This window comes from Pelagibacterium sp., assembly GCF_048264985.1.
In the GTDB taxonomy this organism is placed as follows: Bacteria; Pseudomonadota; Alphaproteobacteria; order Rhizobiales; family Devosiaceae; genus Pelagibacterium.
The window spans coordinates 125435-144736 of the sequence record NZ_JBLXCL010000003.1 but is presented as its reverse complement, the minus strand read 5'-3'; the positions used below and the strand labels follow the sequence as shown (position 1 = coordinate 144736).

The window sequence follows — 19302 nt, the reverse complement described above, 5'->3', positions numbered from 1 at the left end:
ACTCTCTCTGGCCACCAACACGGTGTCGTGGCATTTGCGGGTCAACAATTGGCGTTCAGGCGACTATGAAGCCTGTCCGATGGCTGCGAATGCGGCGCCAAGGGCGGATACAAGCCGGTCGGCTTCTGCGCGCGCGAACACCATTGGCGGCTTGATTTTCAGGACATTGTCGTGCGGACCGTCCGTCGATATCAAAACACCATTGTCGCGCATGTGATTGACGATGGCGCTGGCCTCGGACGTTGCCGGTTCCAGGGTTTGACGCTCCCGGACAAGCTCTATGCCCAGAAACAACCCTGAGCCCCGAACATCTCCAATCAAAGCAAAGCGTTCCTTCAGTTCTTTAAAAGCTGCCAGCAGATGACTACCGGTCGCCAGCGCTTCAGACTGCAAGTTGCGCGCTTCAATCTCATCGAGAACAGCGAGCCCGACAGCCATCGAAACGGGATTTCCGCCGAACGAATTGAAATACTCCATACCATTGGCAAATTTGCCGGCCAGCTCGGGGGTGGTGACCACGGCGCCTATGGGGTGGCCATTGCCGATCGGCTTTCCCAGCACCACGATGTCGGGCACGACGCCCTGGAGTTCAAATCCCCAGAACGCATTCCCAAGCCGCCCAAATCCGCACTGGACCTCATCAGCGATAACGATACCGCCGTCCGCGCGGATCAGCTCATAAACGGTTTGCAGGTATGCCTGGGGCAAAAATACTTGCCCACCTACGCCTGAAACGGATTCGGCTATGAAGGTGGCGCTTCGCTGGCCAGTGCGTGCTTTGATGGCATTGAGACAGCGGGTGATGTCCTGGGCGTAATCCCGGCCTGCCTGCCGGCCGTGAGCCTTGATCCGCCCCCTGTAGGGGTCGGGAAACTCGGCGATCTGCACGAAGTCGGGCTGCCCATGTCCGCCTTTGCGCTTGAACTTGTAAGGACTGATCTCGACCATGCCACCAGAATTGCCGTGATAAGCCCAGTCGAGGACGATGGTGTCCTTCTGGTTGAGCGCAGTTCGGGCAATACGAAGGGCGAGTTCGTTCGCTTCCGTCCCGGAGTTTGTGAAATAGACGACCGACAGCGGCGAGGGCAGGTGCGACACCAGTCTGTCGGCCAGTCTCGGCATGAGATCGTGGAGATAGCGCGAGTTTGTATTGAGGCGTTCCGCCTGTCTGCACTGGGCTTCGACCACGCGCGGATTGCAGTGTCCCACATGCGTGATGTTGTTGACGCAATCGAGGTACCGGCGGCCGGTGTGATCGAAAAGATAGGCCCCCTCCCCGCGGACAATTTTGAGTTTGCGCTGATAGGAGACACTCAGGCTGGGGCCGATCCGCTCACTTCTCTTTGCCAATACGGCTTCGGGCGGATGAGGATCGACTTCAAAAGTCTCCGGCGCAAGGCGCAACAACAGGTTTGGATCAGGTGAAATCTGCGACCAGACATCCTTTGCTGCCAGCTGCCCCTGGTCGATGGCCCGCGCGCACGCGGGATGATCCGTGCGCACTTGCAAACGCAGATGGCGCGCACGGCCGTCTTGCCGTTTTAGCGCGCCCGTAAAACCGATCGGGTCGCCAGCTTGCACGAGCTTTCCGATTTCCAGCGAGGGCGCAAGCGTGCCGAGATTGGAAAACACTGAATAAAAGGGCACGCCCAGCGGGGTTTGATGACGCAAGACAACAGTAAAATCATCGTCTTTATCATCGCCATCGGTGCAGCAATGCACAGTGCCTGACAAAGGCGAATACAGTTGAGTGCCCGCAGGCAAATAGAGATCCATACCCAAGGGCGGTGACGGCTCGATATCGGCATTCGCTCCATCGGCAATCCGGGTTTCGGAATGCGGCCTGATAGCGAAGAGTTCACTCTCTTCGGAACGAAGCTCTTCCAGCCATGCGGGGAGCCCGTCGAAATTAGGATCAGCGGCTTGGCCAGCAGCGCCGTGGCATCCGACAAGCAGCCTTGGCCGATCTCGCAGATCGGGGCGAACTAACGCCGATATCCGGGTCGTCTTGAGATGGCTGACCACCGCACGAAAGTTGCGCGTTGCGTCAAAACCGGCAGCTTTGCGACAGACAGCCTGAACCATCGACGGATCGAGCCGATCGAGGCGTTCAAGCAGCGAAAAGGCGGGGGCCTGCGAAATCAAGAGATAGTCGTTTTCCGGAAAGCGCTTGTGCTGATGCGACGAGATGCAAACGCTCATGACGAGCCGCATGCGCATAAGGTCGAAGACCAGTTCCGCCTCATCTTCGGTGATCGCGAACTCAGCCGCATATCCGGCCACGATCGTGCGGATCGCAGCAAGCGGATCTGGGGCATCGAGCACCCCGTAGGCCATGGCGATGGCCAGTTCATTGATCTGGCTGCCAAAGCACATGTCGCCGAAATCGATCAGCCCGACGATGCCGCCTTTGGCGTCCACGACGACATTGTTGTCATTGGCATCCTGATGCAGCACCGATTTGCGGAGAGACCAGACACGCGGGGCAACGTGCAGACGATAGTGTGCGAACAGGCCGACCACCATGGCGCGATGAGCGTTATCGGCAATATCTTCGGCAAAGCGTTCGCAGGCGCCGGCTTCGTCGAGCGACCACATGAAGCCCTGCCGGTGTGCGCCAGGATGGCCAAAAGAGGAAAGTCCCTTGGAGACATTGCCAAGATAGCGGCCCAGGGCTTCGAGCTGTGCGAGCGTGCGCGAGCTACCACTGAGCAACTGACCATCAACATAGGACAACAGCCGCACCCATGATACGTGGCCGCCCCATTCCGCCAGTGCCATGGCGCGACCGGCCAATGTGGGAATGACTCGCGGGATGCCATCCAGACCGACAGCCTCTAAATGCGACAGCGCGCTGTTTTGCAGATCGAGGAAATTTTCATCCTCGGCACAATGGGCGATCTTGAGAACGAAAGAGCCGGTGCTGGTGTCGACCCTGGCGTTTTGATCGCGCTCGGACGCGAGCATAGTTACCTGCCCTGATATGCCGTAATGGGCGATCAAGAGCGCTTGAATTTCGGGTTCCGAGAGATTGGGCGGCGGCAAGTCGAAGCTGGTCATAGGGCGCTCAATCTAACCAAGGACATCGTCGGACCGCTCAATGAGCCGTGGCAGACATAGTTTTTGAAGTGCTTCGGGGCGCGCGCCTTCGATGCGACGGATAATGAATTCCCCCAGGAGGGCGCTCGGCTCGTGAATGGGTAGATAGAACGTGGTTATGGGCGGGCTAAAATATTCGCTGACATTGAGATCATCGGTGGCATTGATGACTGCGTCTTTGCCATGCACCAGGCCCTGAGCGTGAAAACCCGACATGACACCAAGCGCCGACGCCTCATTTGCGCAGACATAAGCCGTCGGTGGATTGGCCAGGCTTGCCAGACGGGCCACCTGAGAGCGTCCATAGGCCGGGGTAAGACGACCATGCGAGACATAGTCGGTGGTCATGTCCAGCCCGTTCTCATCAAGCACAGCTGCATAGGTCTCGAGACGCGTCAGGGCATAAGTGTAGTTCTGGGGCGGATTGATCAGCGCGATGCGCGAATGGCCCTTGCCGATCAGCCGCTCGAGACAGGTGCGCAAGATGGCCGCGTTGTCGGTGTCGACGAAGGGATGAGGGCGCTCCGACCGGGACGTGCCATAACTCACGAACGGAAAATCATGATCGAGCATATAGGCGATCCGTGGATCGGAAGGCGTGGTGCCGGCGATGATCACACCATCGGCCCGCCGGTGCTGGACGATCTGTTTGACGGTTTCCAGATTTTCCTCAAAATCGTGAGCTGTAAACAGCGTCATGCGATACGGACTGCCCTCAAACGCCTTGGCGATGCCGCTGAGCATCTGGGCGTATTCGACGCCTTCCCACTCCTCTTCCTGGGCGCCGGGTTGCTGCATGACCACCGCCACCTGATAGGTGCGTCCGGTCCGAAGTTGAACGCCGTGAAGGTTGGCCTGGTAGCCCAGACGCAGCGCCGTTGACTTGATCAATTCCTGAGTTTCCGGGCGCACCTGGGGCGACGACTTCAATCCTTTCGAGACGGTTGCCGTTGACAGCCCAGTTTCCTGGGCGATGGTTTTGATCGTCGGCCGAGACCCTGCCTTGCTCAATGATCGCTCTCCTCAAGTTCCAAAATGCGCTCACAGCAAAGTAGATAGACTGCCGCCGTCCATGCAAATCCCTGATCACGCAGACCTTCTCCAGTAAGCGCGTCGAAATTTTCAGCCATGCCGCCGGCAGCGACCAAAGCGCAGAACTTCCTGGCAATCGAAAGCGCAAGGTCGTTCCGGTTCTGGGCGATCAGCCCTTCAAGGATAAGGGCGGTGGTCGGTGCCCATATAGGGCCTCTCCAATAGCCATCGCTTTCATAGAACGCGCTGGCTGGGCTTTCGGTCGCCAGCCCCCATTCGGTGACAAAGCCATCAGCTAAGAGCCGCGCGATCAAACGATCCGCGATTTCAGCGCTGAGCCGATTGCCCAACAGTAAGGGCATGAACTGGACAAGGCTGGTTTGGGGTAGCGGATCGACGCTATGGGCTTGCCGGGCCACAAACCGGGTGCCATTCCACAGTGTCGAGACCAGCAGATCTGTCAGTTGACTGGCCTGTTTTTGCCATGCCTGGGCGCCGTGTGGCGCAAGGCTGGACAGGCAATCGAGTGTCAAAATCAAAAACGTCACAAGATCGGGTGTTGCGACGGGCCCGCCGTTTTCGAAAAATGTTGCGTTGTCCCAACCGCTGTCATTGCCATGAAAATAGGTAGGCAGATCACCAGGACCCGAGCGAGTGTGCGTCAGCCAGTAGTCAACCTGGCGCTCAAGTGAAACCACCAGGGCGTCGCGGGTCTCCGGCGTGAGGTATTGAGGGTTACGCGCCAGGATCAGATTGATTGCCCACCCATGGACCGGCGGTTTGGTGAACGCAAACAAGGCTTCGCGATCGTTCACATAATCTGGAAGCAGACCGGTCTTGTCCTGATGATCGAAGATGACGAAGAATTGGTCGAGCGAGAGTTCAGGGTCGATCCTCGCGGTGCCAAGGGCCGTGAAGGCGTTATCCCAACTCCACACATTGATCATGGCATTCTTGGACATGTAGATGGCCGGCCTTTGCAAGAGACCGGCGGGCGGCACAGCGTTGGCCCAAAGCACGTAACAAGCCAGTTCATGAACGTCGACTTGCCCGGCAGGCGGAGCAATGGCGCTTGCTGCAAACGCTGCAAACTCAAGTTGGGCGGCTTTAGCGACATCGCGCGTTGTCTGCGCTGACGGCGCAGGCTCAGTGCGCTCGGCAAGATCGATGCTGGCCTCGATCTCTTCGCCCAATAGCTCGACAACAATGGCGTTGGCGCGATCGCGGTGCCAATCGCCGCTTACGGCGACGCGCCCTTGTGTCGTGCGGGGGAACAGTTTGATGTTTTCCGAAGCGATTACTATGCAGTCAGATCCGCCCAGGCTGCGATAGTTGTGGTTGTAGCGACCGGCTACGACATGGAGCCTAAGTGTGCATCCCTGGGCGTGGATGTGCAGACGTTCGCCCTCGCCAATGGCGAATTCCGCGCTGCCGCCATTTGTGCACTCGAGGTTGAGACAATGGGGCGCGAACTTCGCCCTCCACTCGAGCGGATTTCCGTTTTCATCGCACAGTTCGACCCGCGCGATCCGGCCAAGGCTCTTGCGGTCATCGCCTCCGCGCACCAGCCGGAGCCACAAGCCCTGCTCGCCGCACGGGTCGCTGGACAGCGTAAGAAACCTTGAGCGTCGGCTGAAAGGGATGCTGGCGATATCGAAATAGCTGTTCATTGCCTAGCCTTTGACCGCCGAGCCGATGGCTCCATCCATGATGTAGCGTTGAGCCAAAAAGAACAGGATGAGCGGCGGGATGCACAAGATAACGGTAATCGCTGCAATCGAGGTCACATCGACCTGGTGCAGGCCCTTGAACATGGCAAGCCCGAGCGTGAGCGTGAATTTCGACTGATCGTTGAGAAAGATCAGCGGGCCCAGGTAATCGTTCCACGCATTCATGAAATGGAAAGTGCCCACCAGTACGAGGGCCGGCATCATCAGGGGAAGATGGATACGCCAGTAAATCTGCCAGGGGTTGGCGCCATCCATGCGCGCCGCCTCGTCTATTTCGAGGGGAATTGTCATTATGTATTGGCGCAGCAAAAATACGAAGAACGCTTCGGCGAAATATGCCGGGACGATGAGGGGCTTGAGCGTATTGATCCAGCCAAGGAAGTTGAACTGCATATAGAGCGGGATCATCTTGACATCCCACGGGATCATCATCGTCGCCAACATCAAGATGAACAGCGGCTCACGGCCCCAGAACCGAAACCGCGCGAACCCGTAGGCAACCAGCGAGGACGATGCGAGTTGGCCGAACGTCGAGAGCACGACGACAATCGTCGAGTTCATCAGATAAACCGAAAAAGGCTGCTTGTTCCAAGCGATCAGGAAATTGTCCCAGTTCCAGGTTTCGGGCCAGAACACAGGCGGAAAGCTGAACAGTTCGGCCGCTGATTTTACCGCCGTAATAAGCGTCCAATAGAGGGGCAGAATGAACAGGGCCGAAAGAAAGATCAGCGCTCCATAAACAAAGGATTTACGCATTGTTCTCCTCCTGCCGATGTTTGACTTCGCCTTCGTAATGCGCCCATGCCGCCGACCACCGCATGACCAGCAGGGACAGGGCCAGAACGATGATGAACATCACCCAGGAGTTTGCAGCAGCGTAGCCCATGTCGAAATATTTAAAGGCATTGTCGTAGATATACATCGCAAAGAAATAGGTAGATTCACGCGGCCCGCCCTCGGTCATCAGCAGGGCGATGGTGAGCTGTTGGAAGGCGGCGATGATCGAAGTGATGAACGTGAATATCAGCATGGGTCCCAGCATCGGGATGGTAATGAAGATGAGCTGAGCCCAGGCGGGAACGCCCGATACATGCGCGGCTTCGTAAAGCTCCTTGGGAATCGACTGCAGGCCGGTAAGCAGGATCAGCATCGTGCCGCCCATGCCCCACAGGCTGGCGATGACGATCGAGAACAAGGCCCAGTTGGGATCGCCAAGCCAGTTCGGACCGTCGATCCCTATTGTGGAAAGCAGGAAGTTGAGGATGCCGAATTCGTGGGAATAGATCCACGTCCAAATAGTGACCAGTGCTACTCCGGAAATCACGCTGGGCAGATAGAAAGCCGTGCGGAAAAAGCCACTACCAAAGACCCGTTGGTTGAGCAGGATTGCAAGCAACAAGCTCACGCCGATGTTGAGCGGCACAAAAATTGCGGCGAACCGCAGCGTCACTGAAAGCGAATGCCAGAACAGCGGATCGTCAAAGAACATTGTCTGGTAATTGCCGAGGCCCACAAATGTGCGTTCGCCGACGACGGGCCAATCGAAAAAGCTCATCACAAGGGAAAACAGCAACGGGCCGAGGGTGAAGCCGAACAGACCTATGATCCAGGGGGAGATGAACAAGAACGGGATGATGGCCTCGCCGAGCTTTGTTCTGCGTCGGCTATCAGGCAGTGCCGTTTCTCGATCCTTAGACATTCTTTCTCCCCCTGCGTGTTGGCTACATGAAGCGCTGAGAGCGGCTCACAGCCTCATCGAGATGCTGCTGGGCGTTGCCCTGTTCGAGCATGATGGCCTCAATGGCGCGGGCGAGATTGTCCTGAATACGGCTCCACTCCGCGTGCTTGAGGAAAGCATGTGTTTCCCTGTCGGACATTTCCAGCATTTCAAAGAACGGCCGATAGATCGGGTCGTCAGTCAGGCTGAGGTCGTCGGCGACGCTGGTGCGGATCGGCAAGTCGCCGGTGCGCAGGGCGACAGCTTCCGGCGATGAGAAGAACTTCACGAACTCCCATGCCAGATCGGGATGGGCTGCGTCCGAGGCGATGGAAATCGCAGAGGCCCCAAGCGCCGAGTGCGGCGGTTTATCTCCAAAACTGGGCAATCCGATCACACCGTAATTGATACCGGCATCGTCATGACCGCCCTTGTCCCACATTGCACTCACCTGCATTGCAATATTGCCGCTGCGAAACAGATCGCCGCTCGAGTTCATATCACCCGAGCCCAGCAGTACGGCGTCTTCGTCGCGGACCAGGCCGGCGAACATTTCAAGCACCTCGACCGCCTCGGGGCTGTTCATGAACCCATCGATCTCCGATCCATCCTCGGAAATGTACCTGGTGCCGTTCGACCACAGGAACTGCTCGAAATCATAGGGATCGGGTCTGGCCTCAACGGCGAAACCATAGACTTTTGCGTCCTCGTCGCGGAACTGGGCCGCCTTGGCTGCCAAATCCTCCCATGTCCATCCTGGCTGAGGCTCTTCAACTCCAGCCTGGGCAAACATGTCTTTGTTGTAGAACACGACCTGGGTGGTAAAGCCCGAGGGCATACCGTAGGTGACGCCCTGAATCTGCGCAGTGTTCATGAGACCGGCCGGAATGTCCTCCATATTGAGTTCGTCGGAGTCGCGGGCAATCAGATCGTCGAGCGGCGTCAGGAACTGGTGGTATTCCGGGAAGTTCCACATATACATGACGTCGGGCGGACTTCCCGCTCCGAAGGCTGCGACCAACTTCTGATCATAGCCATCGGCATAGGGTTCAACCTGGACCGTCACGCCCGGGTTCTGCGCTTCAAAAAGCTGCGCGATCTCTTGCTGGATGGCGAGATTGTTATCGCTATCCCACGTCGCGAACCGAATAACGTCCTGCCCCATTGCTGGGGCTGTCACCAATAGACCCGACGTAAACATCGTGCCCATCAACAGGCGAATTTGCGTCAATTTCATTCCTCTCTCCCTTTTGGCCGGCCCCGCTCAGGCCGATTTGGCAATCACCGCCGCCAATTCAGAATTGAGGCGGCGCGGGATTGCTTTCCCCTGCGGATCGAAAACATGACAGTGTTGCGGGGAAACTCGGAAGCAAACGTCCTGGTGGGCGGCGACCGCCTTAACGCCATCGACAACTGCGACGATCTTTTGCGCGCCATCTAGCTGCGCATGCACATGGCTCTCAGATCCCAGCCGCTCGACAAGCGTCACTTGCCCTTTGAAATGGCAGTCGTCGGAAGCCGTTATCTCAATGTGTTCGGGCCGTATTCCAACCGTGACCGAAGCACCCGATGAAAGGTCGACAGGGCCGGCAATTTCGACACTGATCGGCGCAACGCCATTCTTGAGGTCTATGTGCAAGACATCGGCGCCGCTCTCGCTGACTACAGCATCAAAAAAGTTCATGCGCGGCGAGCCGATAAACCCGGCGACGAACATATTGGCTGGCGTATGAAACAATTCGAGCGGGCGACCGAACTGGGCAACTTCGCCCTGATTAAGCACCACGACCCGATCGGAAAGCGTCATGGCTTCAACCTGATCGTGGGTGACATAAATCATCGTTGTCCGCAGACGTTTGTGCAGGACCGAGAGCTCCGCCCGCATCGAGACACGCAGATTGGCATCGAGGTTGGACAACGGCTCATCTAGTAAAAACAGCGTCGGCTCACGCACAATGGCCCGACCGATAGCCACGCGCTGACGCTGGCCGCCAGACAATTGCCTCGGCTTGCGGTCCAACAGCTCGCTGATCTGAAGGATGTTGGCGGCCTCAGTCACGCGCGCTGCGATTTCGGCCTTTTTCATTCCGTTGAGCGCAAGGCCGAATGAGAGGTTCTTATAGACATTCATGTGTGGATAGAGCGCGTAATTCTGGAACACCATTGCGATATCGCGCTTTGCCGCGGGGACATCGGCGATATTGCGGCCGCCCAGAACGATGGCACCATCCTGCTGGCTCTCCAGTCCGGATATGATGCGCAACAAAGTGGATTTTCCGCAGCCCGAAGGCCCCAGGAAACTGACGAACTCCCCGTCATTAACGTCCAGGCTTATCCCCTTGAGCACCTCAAAGACGCCGAACCTCTTGCGCAAATTGCTGATCTGCAGATCTGCCACGCGGAACCTCCCTACCACTCCTATCAACGAATATAAACGTTTAACTTTTGCGTCAAGCGTGAATATAATCGTTTAACTTGATGGATTGGGCTGCGACATGATCAGATTTTTGGGAGAAGACTGTCGGCGCTCACGCCGTCCTCAGGGCGATGGCGCGCTCAAGCATTCCCTCGATGAGCGCGGTCATCGCGCGGGCAGCCAGCTCGGCATCGGCTCCAATGAAGGCAGCCATAACCCGGTCATGCATATCGGTGGACACTTGCAGTTCAGTGTCCGCAAAAAACCTGTACCAGAACCGTCTCGAATGGGACTGAAGCGGCCGCAGCGTCGCCGCAAGATAGGGATTGGGACACGCAGCGCCCATAGCTGCATCGAACGCCTTGTCGGCCTCAAGGAAACTCGGGACATCGCCAGACAGCGCAGCTGCGCTCATCGTCTCCTGGCATTCGGAAACGCGGCGCCGTTGGGACGGCGTGGCAAAGCGTGTCGAAAGCAAAGCCAGCCTTGGCTCAAGAGACTTTCTCACCTCGAGAACATTGAGAAAATCGTCAGCCCTGATTTCGGTGATCCTCACTCCGGCCCGCGGGCGGATTTCGACGAGACCTTCAAGCGAGAGACGCTGGACAGCTTCACGCGCCGGCGTTCGCCCTACGCCCGCAAACTCGATGATTGCACTTTCGCTGAAAACAGCTCCGGGCTCGATTTCGAGCATAATGATCTTGCGCTCGAGCGTGAGATAGGCGGCCTGAGCCTGGCTCTCCGGTCCTCGCTGTTCGTCAAACACCGCATACCCCTTCCATTCAGCGGCACCGTTCACAGCGGCAACGCCAATCAAAAATACGCGACATATATATCGACGGTCAATGCTCTCCGGCCCGTTTGCCATCGCTTTGCAGCGGCAATGTCTCACCTTGGCGCATGTGAGGTCAGGGCCAATAGACAAATTTGACCTTGACTTGTCGACAACAAATATATCAGCATTATATTACTAACTCAGCTGTCGCTAACGAGGAGGAAAGCGAATGCGAACGAGTGAATTGATGGTGTCCTGCGCATTGGCACTGGTGATGACGACAACCGGAGCGCTGGCCCAGGAGCGGGGAGGCAGCCTTACTTTTGCGCGGTATGACGGATCGCGCCTGATCGATCCGATCTACGCCGACCGCAACCCCGATATCTGGATGGTTACGAGCCTGTTCGATACGCTACTGGTGACTTCGGACGACGGCCAGTCCATCGAACCAGGCCTGGCGGAAAGCTATGATGTCTCGGACGATGGCCTGACCCTAAGCTTGACGCTGCGCGAGGGGGTGAGCTTTTCGGATGGATCGCCGATGAGCGGGGACGATGTGGTCTTTTCGCTCGAGCGGGCACGCAATCCCGATCTCTCACCATGGTCGGGGCTGCTCTCTTCGGTCCAGAGCGTCGCTGCCGATGGCAACGTCATCACGATAACGCTCTCCCAGCCGGATCCCACAATCGTTTCCATCCTGGCGACGTTCAACACCGCCATCGTCTCCAAGAGCGCTTTCGACATGGCCGAAGGAGATACCGACCAGGCAAAGTCGGAAGCCCTTTTTCATCAGACAGGTGCAGGGGTCGGCTCGGGACCATTTTATCTCAGCGGCTTCTCCCAAGGCGGTAGCATGGAGTTTACCGCCAATCCCCATTACTGGCGTGAAGGCGCCGACGGGCAGCCTTTGCCCTATCTCGACACAGTTGCGTTCGAAGTCATTCCCGATGATGCCACGCGAATCCTCAAGCTTCAGTCCGGCGAAGTTGACGCTGCCGAGTTCATTCCGTTCTCCCGCGTGGCCGAGCTTGAAGCCGATACCGGGATCAACATGGAGCTCTTCCCCTCCACCCGCATCATTTACTCGCCCATCAACACCCGTGAAACCCGAGCCGATGGCAGCGACAATCCGCTGGCCGACTCAAGAGTGCGACAGGCGCTCAACTACGCGACGGACAAGCAAGCGTTGATCCAGCTCGTCCTGCAGGGCAATGGCGCGCCGATGTCTTCGCCGCTCATGGCCTCGACGACGCTGCTGGCATCTGACATGTCGCCTCTGTTCGGATATGATCCGGAAATGGCGCGGCAATTGCTGGCCGAGGCCGGCTTTGAGAATAGCACGGAGATCACGTTCACCATTCTTGCGGGCTCCGCCGATGATTCAACAACCTTTGCCGCCTTGCAGCAGATGTGGGCTCAAGTCGGTATCAATCTTGTTGTCGAACAGGTTGATGCGCCTACACGTGGCGAGATGAACCGCAGCGGGAATTTCGACATCCATACCTATGGCTGGGTCAACGATGTCAACGATCCGTCTCAAGTGGTCGGATGGCTTGGGTACTATCCCACAGCAAACGCAGTTGGCACCGGATGGGACAATGCAGAGTTCAACACTCTGTTTGAACAGGCCAATCAGGAAATGGATCAGGACAAGCGCCGCGAGATGTATGCGGAAATGCAGCAGATCTATGCCGACGCAGCCCCGCTTTTGCTGATGTGGGAAACCCCGTTTGCCGTTGCCCTTTCAAGCGAGGTGAACGGATTTGTCCAGACGCCGCTGGGCAATAACGACTTCGACGAAACCTGGCTCGAACGCTAATGTTGGAGTGGGCGCCCGATCCCTGCATCGGGCGCCCCTAGTACCATGCAAACACTTCAATATACGCTGAAGCGACTGGCGTTCATGCTGCCAACGTTCTTGTTGGTAGCCATCATCGTCTTTCTGCTCGTGCGCGCCTTGCCCGGCGACCCGGCCATCGCGCTGGCCGGCGATCGCGCATCCAACGCTGATCTGGACGCCATAAGGGAGCGACTCGGTCTCAACGAGCCGCTTGTCGTCCAGTTCTTCATCTTCATTTCAAATCTTGTCAGAGGGGATCTTGGCCATTCGATCCTGCTGCGCGGCCCCGTGCTCGACATCATCATTGCACGCCTGCCCACGACCCTGTTTCTGACCGTTTATGCCATTGCCCTTTCGGTCGCCATCGCCTGTCCATTGGCGCTGTGGGCAGCGATGCGCAAAGGTCAGCGCGTCGACAATGTGATCAGAAGTCTTTTTCAGGTCGGTCTGTCCATGCCGGTGTTCTATATCGGCCTCTTGCTGCTCACGCTGTTTGCCGCGCAACTGCGCTGGTTTCCAGTCGGGGGCTACGGCGAGAGTTTCTTCGACCGGGCGTATCATCTGTTCCTGCCCGCGGTAACCGTCGCGTTCTACACATCAGCAATCATCATGCGCAATCTACGCTCGGCCATCATCGATGTGCTGGAAGCCGACTACGTGGAATTTGCCCGCGCCAAGGGCCTACCCAACCGGGTGGTCGTCACTGACCATGTGCTTCGCAACACGCTGATTTCGACTGTAACCCTCATCGGGCTCTCGATCGGCAATCTGATGAGTGGAACACTTGTGACCGAAACGGTCTTTGCCGTTCCTGGCTTGGGGCGGCTGATGCTTGAGGCGATTTTTGCGCGCGACTACCCGCTCATTCAAGGCCTGACCCTGACCTTCGCATTGCTTGTGTCGCTGGTCTTTCTGATCACCGACCTTGCTCAATCCTGGATCGATCCGCGGGTGGAGCTGAAATGAGAGACACCCCCTTTGACAAAGCGCGCCTCTTTCTGGGCCGGGCCATGCAAAAGCCAAGCTTTCTATTGGGACTCACCATTCTGGGCGGATCGCTCGCACTGGCCATCTTCCCTGGTTTTTTCTCACCTTATGATCCCAACTACATCGACTATACAGCCGTGCGGCAGGCGCCCAGCTTCGCCCACCCGTTCGGCACCGACATGCTGGGCCGCGACAGCCTATCGCGGGTCATCTGGGCCTACCCAATCGATCTGCAGATTGCCTTTTTCGCTACAGTTTTCGCGATGAGCTTCGGCACGATCATCGGGGCGCTTGTAGGGTATTATCGTGGCTGGGCAGACGTCATTTTCGGCCGGATCGTCGACGCGGTGATCACCTTCCCGTTTATCGTGCTGGTGATTGCCGTTGTTGCCGTGCTCGGCCCGGGCCTTCTCAACATGTATGTCGCCATATCGCTTGTTGGCTGGGTCTATTACGCGCGGTTGATGCGGGCCGAAGTGATCAGCCAGAGCGCCAACGACTATGTCGCAGCAGGTTACGTTCTGGGCTATTCGGATCGCCGGATCCTATTTCGACACATCGTGCCAAACGCGTTTACGCCCGTGCTTGTCTATTGGATGACGGACATGGCGCTGGCGATACTTCTGGGCAGCTCATTGGGCTATCTCGGGCTTGGCGCTCAACCGCCCCAATCCGAATGGGGCGTTCTGATCGCGGACGGACGGAACTTCATTACAACGTCCTGGTGGATGAGTCTGATGCCGGGGATCGCTATCGTTGTCACCGGGCTCGGCTTTTCGCTGCTCGGCGACGCCCTTGCCGATCTGCTCCGTCCGAAAGGGTAACGATATGGAATCGCAAACTCTGTTGTCGGTTCAGAACCTGTCAACGACACTCAATGTCGGCCCCATTCCGTTGCCAGCCGTTTCAGACGTTTCATTCGAGGTTGCTGCCGGACAAATTCTCGGCATCGTGGGCGAAAGCGGCTCTGGCAAAAGCGTGCTGCTGCGCTCGTTGCACGGTCTGATCCGCTCCAAGGCAACGGTCACCGGCAAGGTCGCATGGCAAGGGCAGGACCTGATTGGCCTCGACGAAGCCAAGCTGCGCCCAATCCGTGGCGGAGAAATCGGCATGATCTTCCAGGAACCCATGACCTCGCTCAACCCGGTTTTAACCGTCGGTCGACAGATTGACGAAAGCCTGCGTGCGCACACGTCGCTGGACAGAGATCAACGTCGGGCGCGAGCGCTCGAAGTCATGGACCAGGTCGGCATTCCGTCACCCAGGGACCGGATCAACGCTTACCCCCATCAGTTCTCGGGGGGGATGCGCCAACGCGTAATGATCGCCATAGCGCTGGCCCCCCGTCCCCGGCTCTTGCTTGCCGACGAACCGACGACTGCGCTCGACGTCACCATTCAGGACCAGATTCTGCACCTGCTCAAGCAATTGGCGGCCGACATGGATATGGGGGTAATCGTGGTCACACACGATCTGGGCGTGGTAGCCCAGACCTGCGACACTGTCGCCGTGATGTACGCTGGCCGCATTGTTGAGAAAGGAAGCGTCCGCGATGTCCTGAGGCGCCCCCGGCATCCCTACACCAAGGGCCTCATGCAATCGGTACCGACGAACGAGGCACCGCGCACCCAGCTGTTCTCGATTCAAGGCACACCACCAGCGCTGACCCATCTTCCCGCCGGTTGCGCCTACGCACAACGCTGCGGCCGCGCAAGCGATGAATGCCGAGCTGTCCTGCCTATGTTGCGGTCCGAGGATGCCCGAGAATTTGCCTGTCATCACCCTGTCGAGGAGGAACGTGCATGACGAACGCCGACTTGATGCGCATTGACGAACTGACAGTCACTTTTGCCATGCCACGCAGCCTTGTGGATATCGCACTGCGGCGCCCACGCCGGGAGGTTCGCGCGCTCAGCGATGTCTCGTTTTCAATCGCCAAGGGGGAGACACTTGGCGTCGTCGGGGAATCCGGGTGCGGAAAATCGACGCTTGCCAAGACGATAGTTGGCCTGACCCACCCCAAATCCGGGCAGATCACTTTCGAGGGCGTCGATGTGACGCCGGGGCGCAGACGCGACCGGACCTATAATCGCCGCGTGCAGATGATGTTTCAGGATCCTTACTCATCGCTGAACCCGCGCATGACGACCCGGCAGATCCTTTCTGAAGCCATTACCGTTCACAAGATGCGCCCTCCTTCTGAAGTGGGGGCGCGGGTTGACGAACTCCTGGAGCTTGTCCGGCTGCCCCAGGATTCCGCTGACAAGCTGCCGCACCAGTTTTCAGGAGGACAGCGCCAGCGCATTGCGATTGCCAGAGCGCTGGCCGTTGAACCTGAAGTGCTGATCGCCGATGAACTGGTTTCAGCACTCGACGTTTCGGTGCAGGCCCAGGTGGTCAATCTGCTGCTGCAGCTACAGGCCAAGCTGGATCTGACGGTTCTGTTCGTTGCCCATGATTTACGGCTGGTCAGACATGTTTCCCATAGGGTTGCAGTGATCTATCTTGGACGAATTGTAGAAATCGGGGAGTCCGAAGGGCTGTTCTCGCAACCCGCTCATCCCTACTCCAAGGCGCTGTTACGCTCGGCGCCGTCGGTCGACCCGGACCATAAGGGCCAGAAATTGGCGCTCAAAGGCGAGCTGCCTTCCCCGATCAACACACCGTCCGGCTGCCCATTCCACGTCCGCTGCCCGTTTGCGCAGGACAATTGCAGTTCGGACGTACCAAAATTGCGCGCGTTTCGCGGCCAAGGGCTGGTTGCGTGCCACTATGCCGAGGACCTGATTAATGAATGACCGATTAACTCCTGTCCGATCGCGCCACGCAGCGCTGGTGCAGCAAATGGTCGAGCACCAGATTGACGCCTATCTCGTGCCCCGGTTTGACGCGCATCAGGGTGAATATACGGCCCCCTGCGACGAGCGCCTGGCCCATTTGACCGGGTTTACCGGATCGGCGGGCATGGCGATCGTCACAAAGGACAAGATCGTAGTGTTTGTGGATGGCCGCTACACAGTGCAGGCGCGCCGACAGTGCGCAGACCCTGTTTTCGCAATCACGCACATCACCGAAGCTCCACCAGAGCAGTTTCTTGCTCAATTGCCGAACGGGGCCCAGGTTGGCTTCGATCCAATGCTCATTCCGCCCTCCTGGCACCACAGATTTTCGCGCGCCCTGCGCAAGCATGGTGGCCAGCTGGTCGCGATTACGCCCAACCTTATTGACGCTATTTGGACCGATCGGCCCGAAGCGCCGGTCGGCAAAGTGCTGCCAATGCAGGTCGCACAGAGCGGCGAGACGTCGGCCGCCAAGATCGAGCGTCTGAAACGCCACTTCATGTCCGAAGGCCTCGATTTCAGCGTCGAAACCCAGCCCGATAACATTGCCTGGCTTCTCAATGTCCGTGGCAGCGACGTTCTGTACAATCCAATCGTACAGAGCTTTTTGGTCTGCGATCGGGGGGGCCGGGTCGACTGGTTCGTCGATCGGCGCAAGCTGGGCAATATGGACGAGTTGCCGGACGTCGACCAACTCAACATTCATGCCCCCGAGAGCTTGATATCCTTTATCGCAAAGCGGACCCATGCGGGCAGTCAGGTCGCGCTGGATCCAGATTTTTCGCCTGTGGCTGTGCAATTGGCGGTTGAAGGTGCCGGCGGCTCGGTGGTGCCCGAGCGCAGCTGGACGACGCTGACCAAGGCAAAAAAGACCGATGCCGAACTTGAAGGCATGAAGAACTGCCATGTGCGCGATGGCGTTGCCTGGACGGAATTTTCCGCTTGGCTGCACGAAAACGTCGAGAGCCGAGATGCCACAAACGCCCCGATAACAGAGATCGAAGCTGAAGATCGCATCCTGAGCCTACGCCAGCAGCAGCCCGGCTTTCTCTATGAGAGCTTCCGAAGCATCTCTGCAGCCGGCAGCAATGGTGCGATGTGTCACTACGCCAGCGATCGGGACGCCTCTGCCCCCATCACGTGGCACGCACCATACCTGCTGGATTCCGGTGGACAGTATGAGACCGGAACAACCGATGCGACGCGCAGTTTCGTTTTGGGCGCCCAATCCGACGTAGCGTATCGAACGGCTTACACTGCAGTGTTCAAGGCATTCCATGCACTCATGACGCTGCGGTTCCCCAAGGGCACCCAGGGCCATCATATCGATGCCGTTTGCCGCCGCCCCCTATGGGATCTTGGCATGGATTACGACCACGGAACCGGTCACGGCGTCGGTCATCTGCTTTCAGTGCACGAGCACCCGCAACGGATCGGCAAGCAACATAATCCCGTCGACCTTGTGCCCGGCATGATTATCACCATCGAGCCCGGTCATTATGTCGAGGGCCGATACGGTATTCGTATCGAAAATCAATGCGCGATTGTCGAAGACGATGATGGCTTCCTTCGGTTTGAAAATCTGACCTGGGCCCCCATCGATATCGGGCCCCTGATTGGCGAGGTGATGAGCACCGAACAAAAGCTGTGGCTCAAACAATACCATCACGACGTCCAGGCGATATTGTCAGGCGCTCTCACGGAACGCGCTGCGGGCTTTATGGCGCGGCTTGTAGAAAGCACTGAGACTTTCGCTGCGTCGTAGATGCTGTCGTGACCGTGCCGCCGCTGTTGCAAATGGCGGCACGGATTTTGTGTCTAATGGCCGGCGGGCGTTTCTCCCAAGGGGCAATTCCCAGGGTGGTTTGCCCAGTTGATCTCGACAGTTGCGTGACCGATTGCATAACTCTTGGCCAGCGTCGCCTTGACCCGCTGGGATACGGTGCGGAAATCGGCATCGGCCTTGAGCGAGATTTCCATTGTTGCTGCAGGCTTGCCCGAGGTGATCGACCAGACGTGGACATGGGAAACGTCTTCGACGTCGGGCACCTCATCAAGCACATGCTTGCGCATTGCCTCAATCTCGATATTGCCGGGCGTGCCTTCCATCAGGATCTGTACAGCGTTGCGCAGCAGCGCCCAGGCGGCGCGCAGAATCAGGGCTGAGAGCAACACGGACAAGATGGGATCGATCGGCGTCCAGCCGGTCAGATAGATGACGATTGCAGCCCCAATCGCTGCGACCGACCCCAGCATATCGCCCATGACATGCAACATGGCGCCGCGGATATTGACGTGATCGGTATCGCCCTGTCTGAGCATGAAAAACACGCCGATATTGACCAACAGTCCAAGGATGGCAACGATCATCATTGGACCAGCCAGAATCGGATGGGGCATAAACAGACGCTGTATGGCCTCATAGGTGATCCAGCCGACAAGAGCGAACAGCGTTATGGCGTTGACGAACCCGGCCAGCACTTCAAGGCGCATATAGCCAAAGGTGCGCTTTGAATCGGAAAGCTTTCGACCAAATTTGAAGGCAGCCCAAGCCAGCGCCAATGCCGCTGCGTCTGTCAGCATGTGCCCGGCATCAGCAACAAGTGCCAGCGAACCCGACAAGATGCCACCGATAAACTCGGCGACCATGAAGCTGGCGGTCAACATAAAGCCGATCAGAACGACACGCTCGTTGTTGGGCCCGACTTCTGGCGCGTGACTGTGATGGCCGTCGCCATGATCATGTATGTGGCCGGCGTGACTATGGCCGACATGGTCATGGTCGTCGTGATCGTGATCGTGATCGTGATCGTGATCGTGACTGTGGCCCGGATTTTCTGTGTGGCTGGACATGACTACTCTTGGC

The 19302-nt window shown here is 57.8% G+C and carries 15 protein-coding genes; 6 read left to right on the top strand and 9 right to left on the bottom strand.

Annotation, left to right across the window (positions count from 1 at the left end; genetic code table 11):
* Positions 1 to 63: 63 nt before the first annotated feature.
* The 8 genes from ACN0TA_RS12340 to ACN0TA_RS12305 all read right to left on the bottom strand — a co-directional run bounded on the left by ACN0TA_RS12340 (position 64) and on the right by ACN0TA_RS12305 (position 10760).
* The gene (locus tag ACN0TA_RS12340; RefSeq protein WP_417583322.1) at positions 64 to 3060 is read right to left on the bottom strand and encodes an aminotransferase class III-fold pyridoxal phosphate-dependent enzyme; all 2997 of its coding nucleotides are present in this window, start codon (positions 3058 to 3060) and stop codon (positions 64 to 66) included.
* 12 nt (positions 3061 to 3072) lie between these two features.
* Entirely contained in the window at positions 3073 to 4110 is a 1038-nt protein-coding gene (locus ACN0TA_RS12335) for a LacI family DNA-binding transcriptional regulator (RefSeq protein WP_417583320.1), read from the bottom strand.
* Positions 4107 to 5801 carry an amylo-alpha-1,6-glucosidase gene (locus tag ACN0TA_RS12330; protein ID WP_417583318.1) on the bottom strand — a complete coding sequence of 565 codons (1695 nt, stop codon included), beginning with the start codon at positions 5799 to 5801 and terminating at the stop codon, positions 4107 to 4109. The genes ACN0TA_RS12335 and ACN0TA_RS12330 overlap by 4 nt, the downstream gene beginning before the upstream one ends.
* 3 nt (positions 5802 to 5804) lie before the next feature.
* Entirely contained in the window at positions 5805 to 6617 is an 813-nt protein-coding gene (locus ACN0TA_RS12325; protein ID WP_417583316.1) for a carbohydrate ABC transporter permease, read from the bottom strand.
* Positions 6610 to 7560 carry a carbohydrate ABC transporter permease gene (locus ACN0TA_RS12320; protein WP_417583314.1) on the bottom strand — a complete coding sequence of 317 codons (951 nt, stop codon included), beginning with the start codon at positions 7558 to 7560 and terminating at the stop codon, positions 6610 to 6612. Before ACN0TA_RS12320 ends, ACN0TA_RS12325 begins: the two co-directional genes overlap by 8 nt.
* Before the next feature lie 22 nt (positions 7561 to 7582).
* Positions 7583 to 8815: an ABC transporter substrate-binding protein gene (locus ACN0TA_RS12315; RefSeq protein ID WP_417583312.1), complete on the bottom strand. Its 1233-nt coding sequence runs from the start codon at positions 8813 to 8815 to the stop codon at positions 7583 to 7585.
* 27 nt (positions 8816 to 8842) lie between these two features.
* Complete coding sequence (locus tag ACN0TA_RS12310; protein ID WP_417583310.1) at positions 8843 to 9976, bottom strand: ABC transporter ATP-binding protein; 1134 nt, start codon at positions 9974 to 9976, stop codon at positions 8843 to 8845.
* Positions 9977 to 10106: 130 nt separating this feature from the next.
* Positions 10107 to 10760, bottom strand: a complete 654-nt coding sequence (locus ACN0TA_RS12305; RefSeq protein WP_417583308.1) for a GntR family transcriptional regulator — start codon at positions 10758 to 10760, stop codon at positions 10107 to 10109.
* A gap of 238 nt (positions 10761 to 10998) precedes the next feature.
* On the opposite strand from ACN0TA_RS12305, the gene ACN0TA_RS12300 reads away from it, so the two are divergent.
* From ACN0TA_RS12300 to ACN0TA_RS12275, 6 genes are read left to right on the top strand one after another with little or no spacing between them, the layout of a single operon-like run.
* Positions 10999 to 12588, top strand: a complete 1590-nt coding sequence (locus ACN0TA_RS12300) for an ABC transporter substrate-binding protein (RefSeq protein ID WP_417583306.1) — start codon at positions 10999 to 11001, stop codon at positions 12586 to 12588.
* Between the two features lie 45 nt (positions 12589 to 12633).
* Positions 12634 to 13575 (top strand): ABC transporter permease, encoded by a 942-nt coding sequence (locus tag ACN0TA_RS12295; RefSeq protein ID WP_417583304.1) that lies wholly within the window; start codon positions 12634 to 12636, stop codon positions 13573 to 13575.
* Complete coding sequence (locus ACN0TA_RS12290) at positions 13572 to 14420, top strand: ABC transporter permease (protein WP_417583302.1); 849 nt, start codon at positions 13572 to 13574, stop codon at positions 14418 to 14420. The genes ACN0TA_RS12295 and ACN0TA_RS12290 overlap by 4 nt, the downstream gene beginning before the upstream one ends.
* A gap of 4 nt (positions 14421 to 14424) precedes the next feature.
* Positions 14425 to 15402 (top strand): ABC transporter ATP-binding protein, encoded by a 978-nt coding sequence (locus tag ACN0TA_RS12285; RefSeq protein WP_417583300.1) that lies wholly within the window; start codon positions 14425 to 14427, stop codon positions 15400 to 15402.
* On the top strand, positions 15399 to 16394 hold the full coding sequence (locus ACN0TA_RS12280; RefSeq protein ID WP_417583298.1) for an ABC transporter ATP-binding protein: 996 nt from the start codon (positions 15399 to 15401) through the stop codon (positions 16392 to 16394). Before ACN0TA_RS12285 ends, ACN0TA_RS12280 begins: the two co-directional genes overlap by 4 nt.
* Positions 16387 to 18201: a M24 family metallopeptidase gene (locus ACN0TA_RS12275; RefSeq protein WP_417583296.1), complete on the top strand. Its 1815-nt coding sequence runs from the start codon at positions 16387 to 16389 to the stop codon at positions 18199 to 18201. The genes ACN0TA_RS12280 and ACN0TA_RS12275 overlap by 8 nt, the downstream gene beginning before the upstream one ends.
* A 53-nt stretch (positions 18202 to 18254) precedes the next feature.
* Here ACN0TA_RS12275 and ACN0TA_RS12270 read toward each other — a convergent pair whose 3' ends face one another.
* Positions 18255 to 19289 carry a cation diffusion facilitator family transporter gene (locus tag ACN0TA_RS12270; RefSeq protein WP_417583294.1) on the bottom strand — a complete coding sequence of 345 codons (1035 nt, stop codon included), beginning with the start codon at positions 19287 to 19289 and terminating at the stop codon, positions 18255 to 18257.
* Positions 19290 to 19302: the final 13 nt, after the last annotated feature.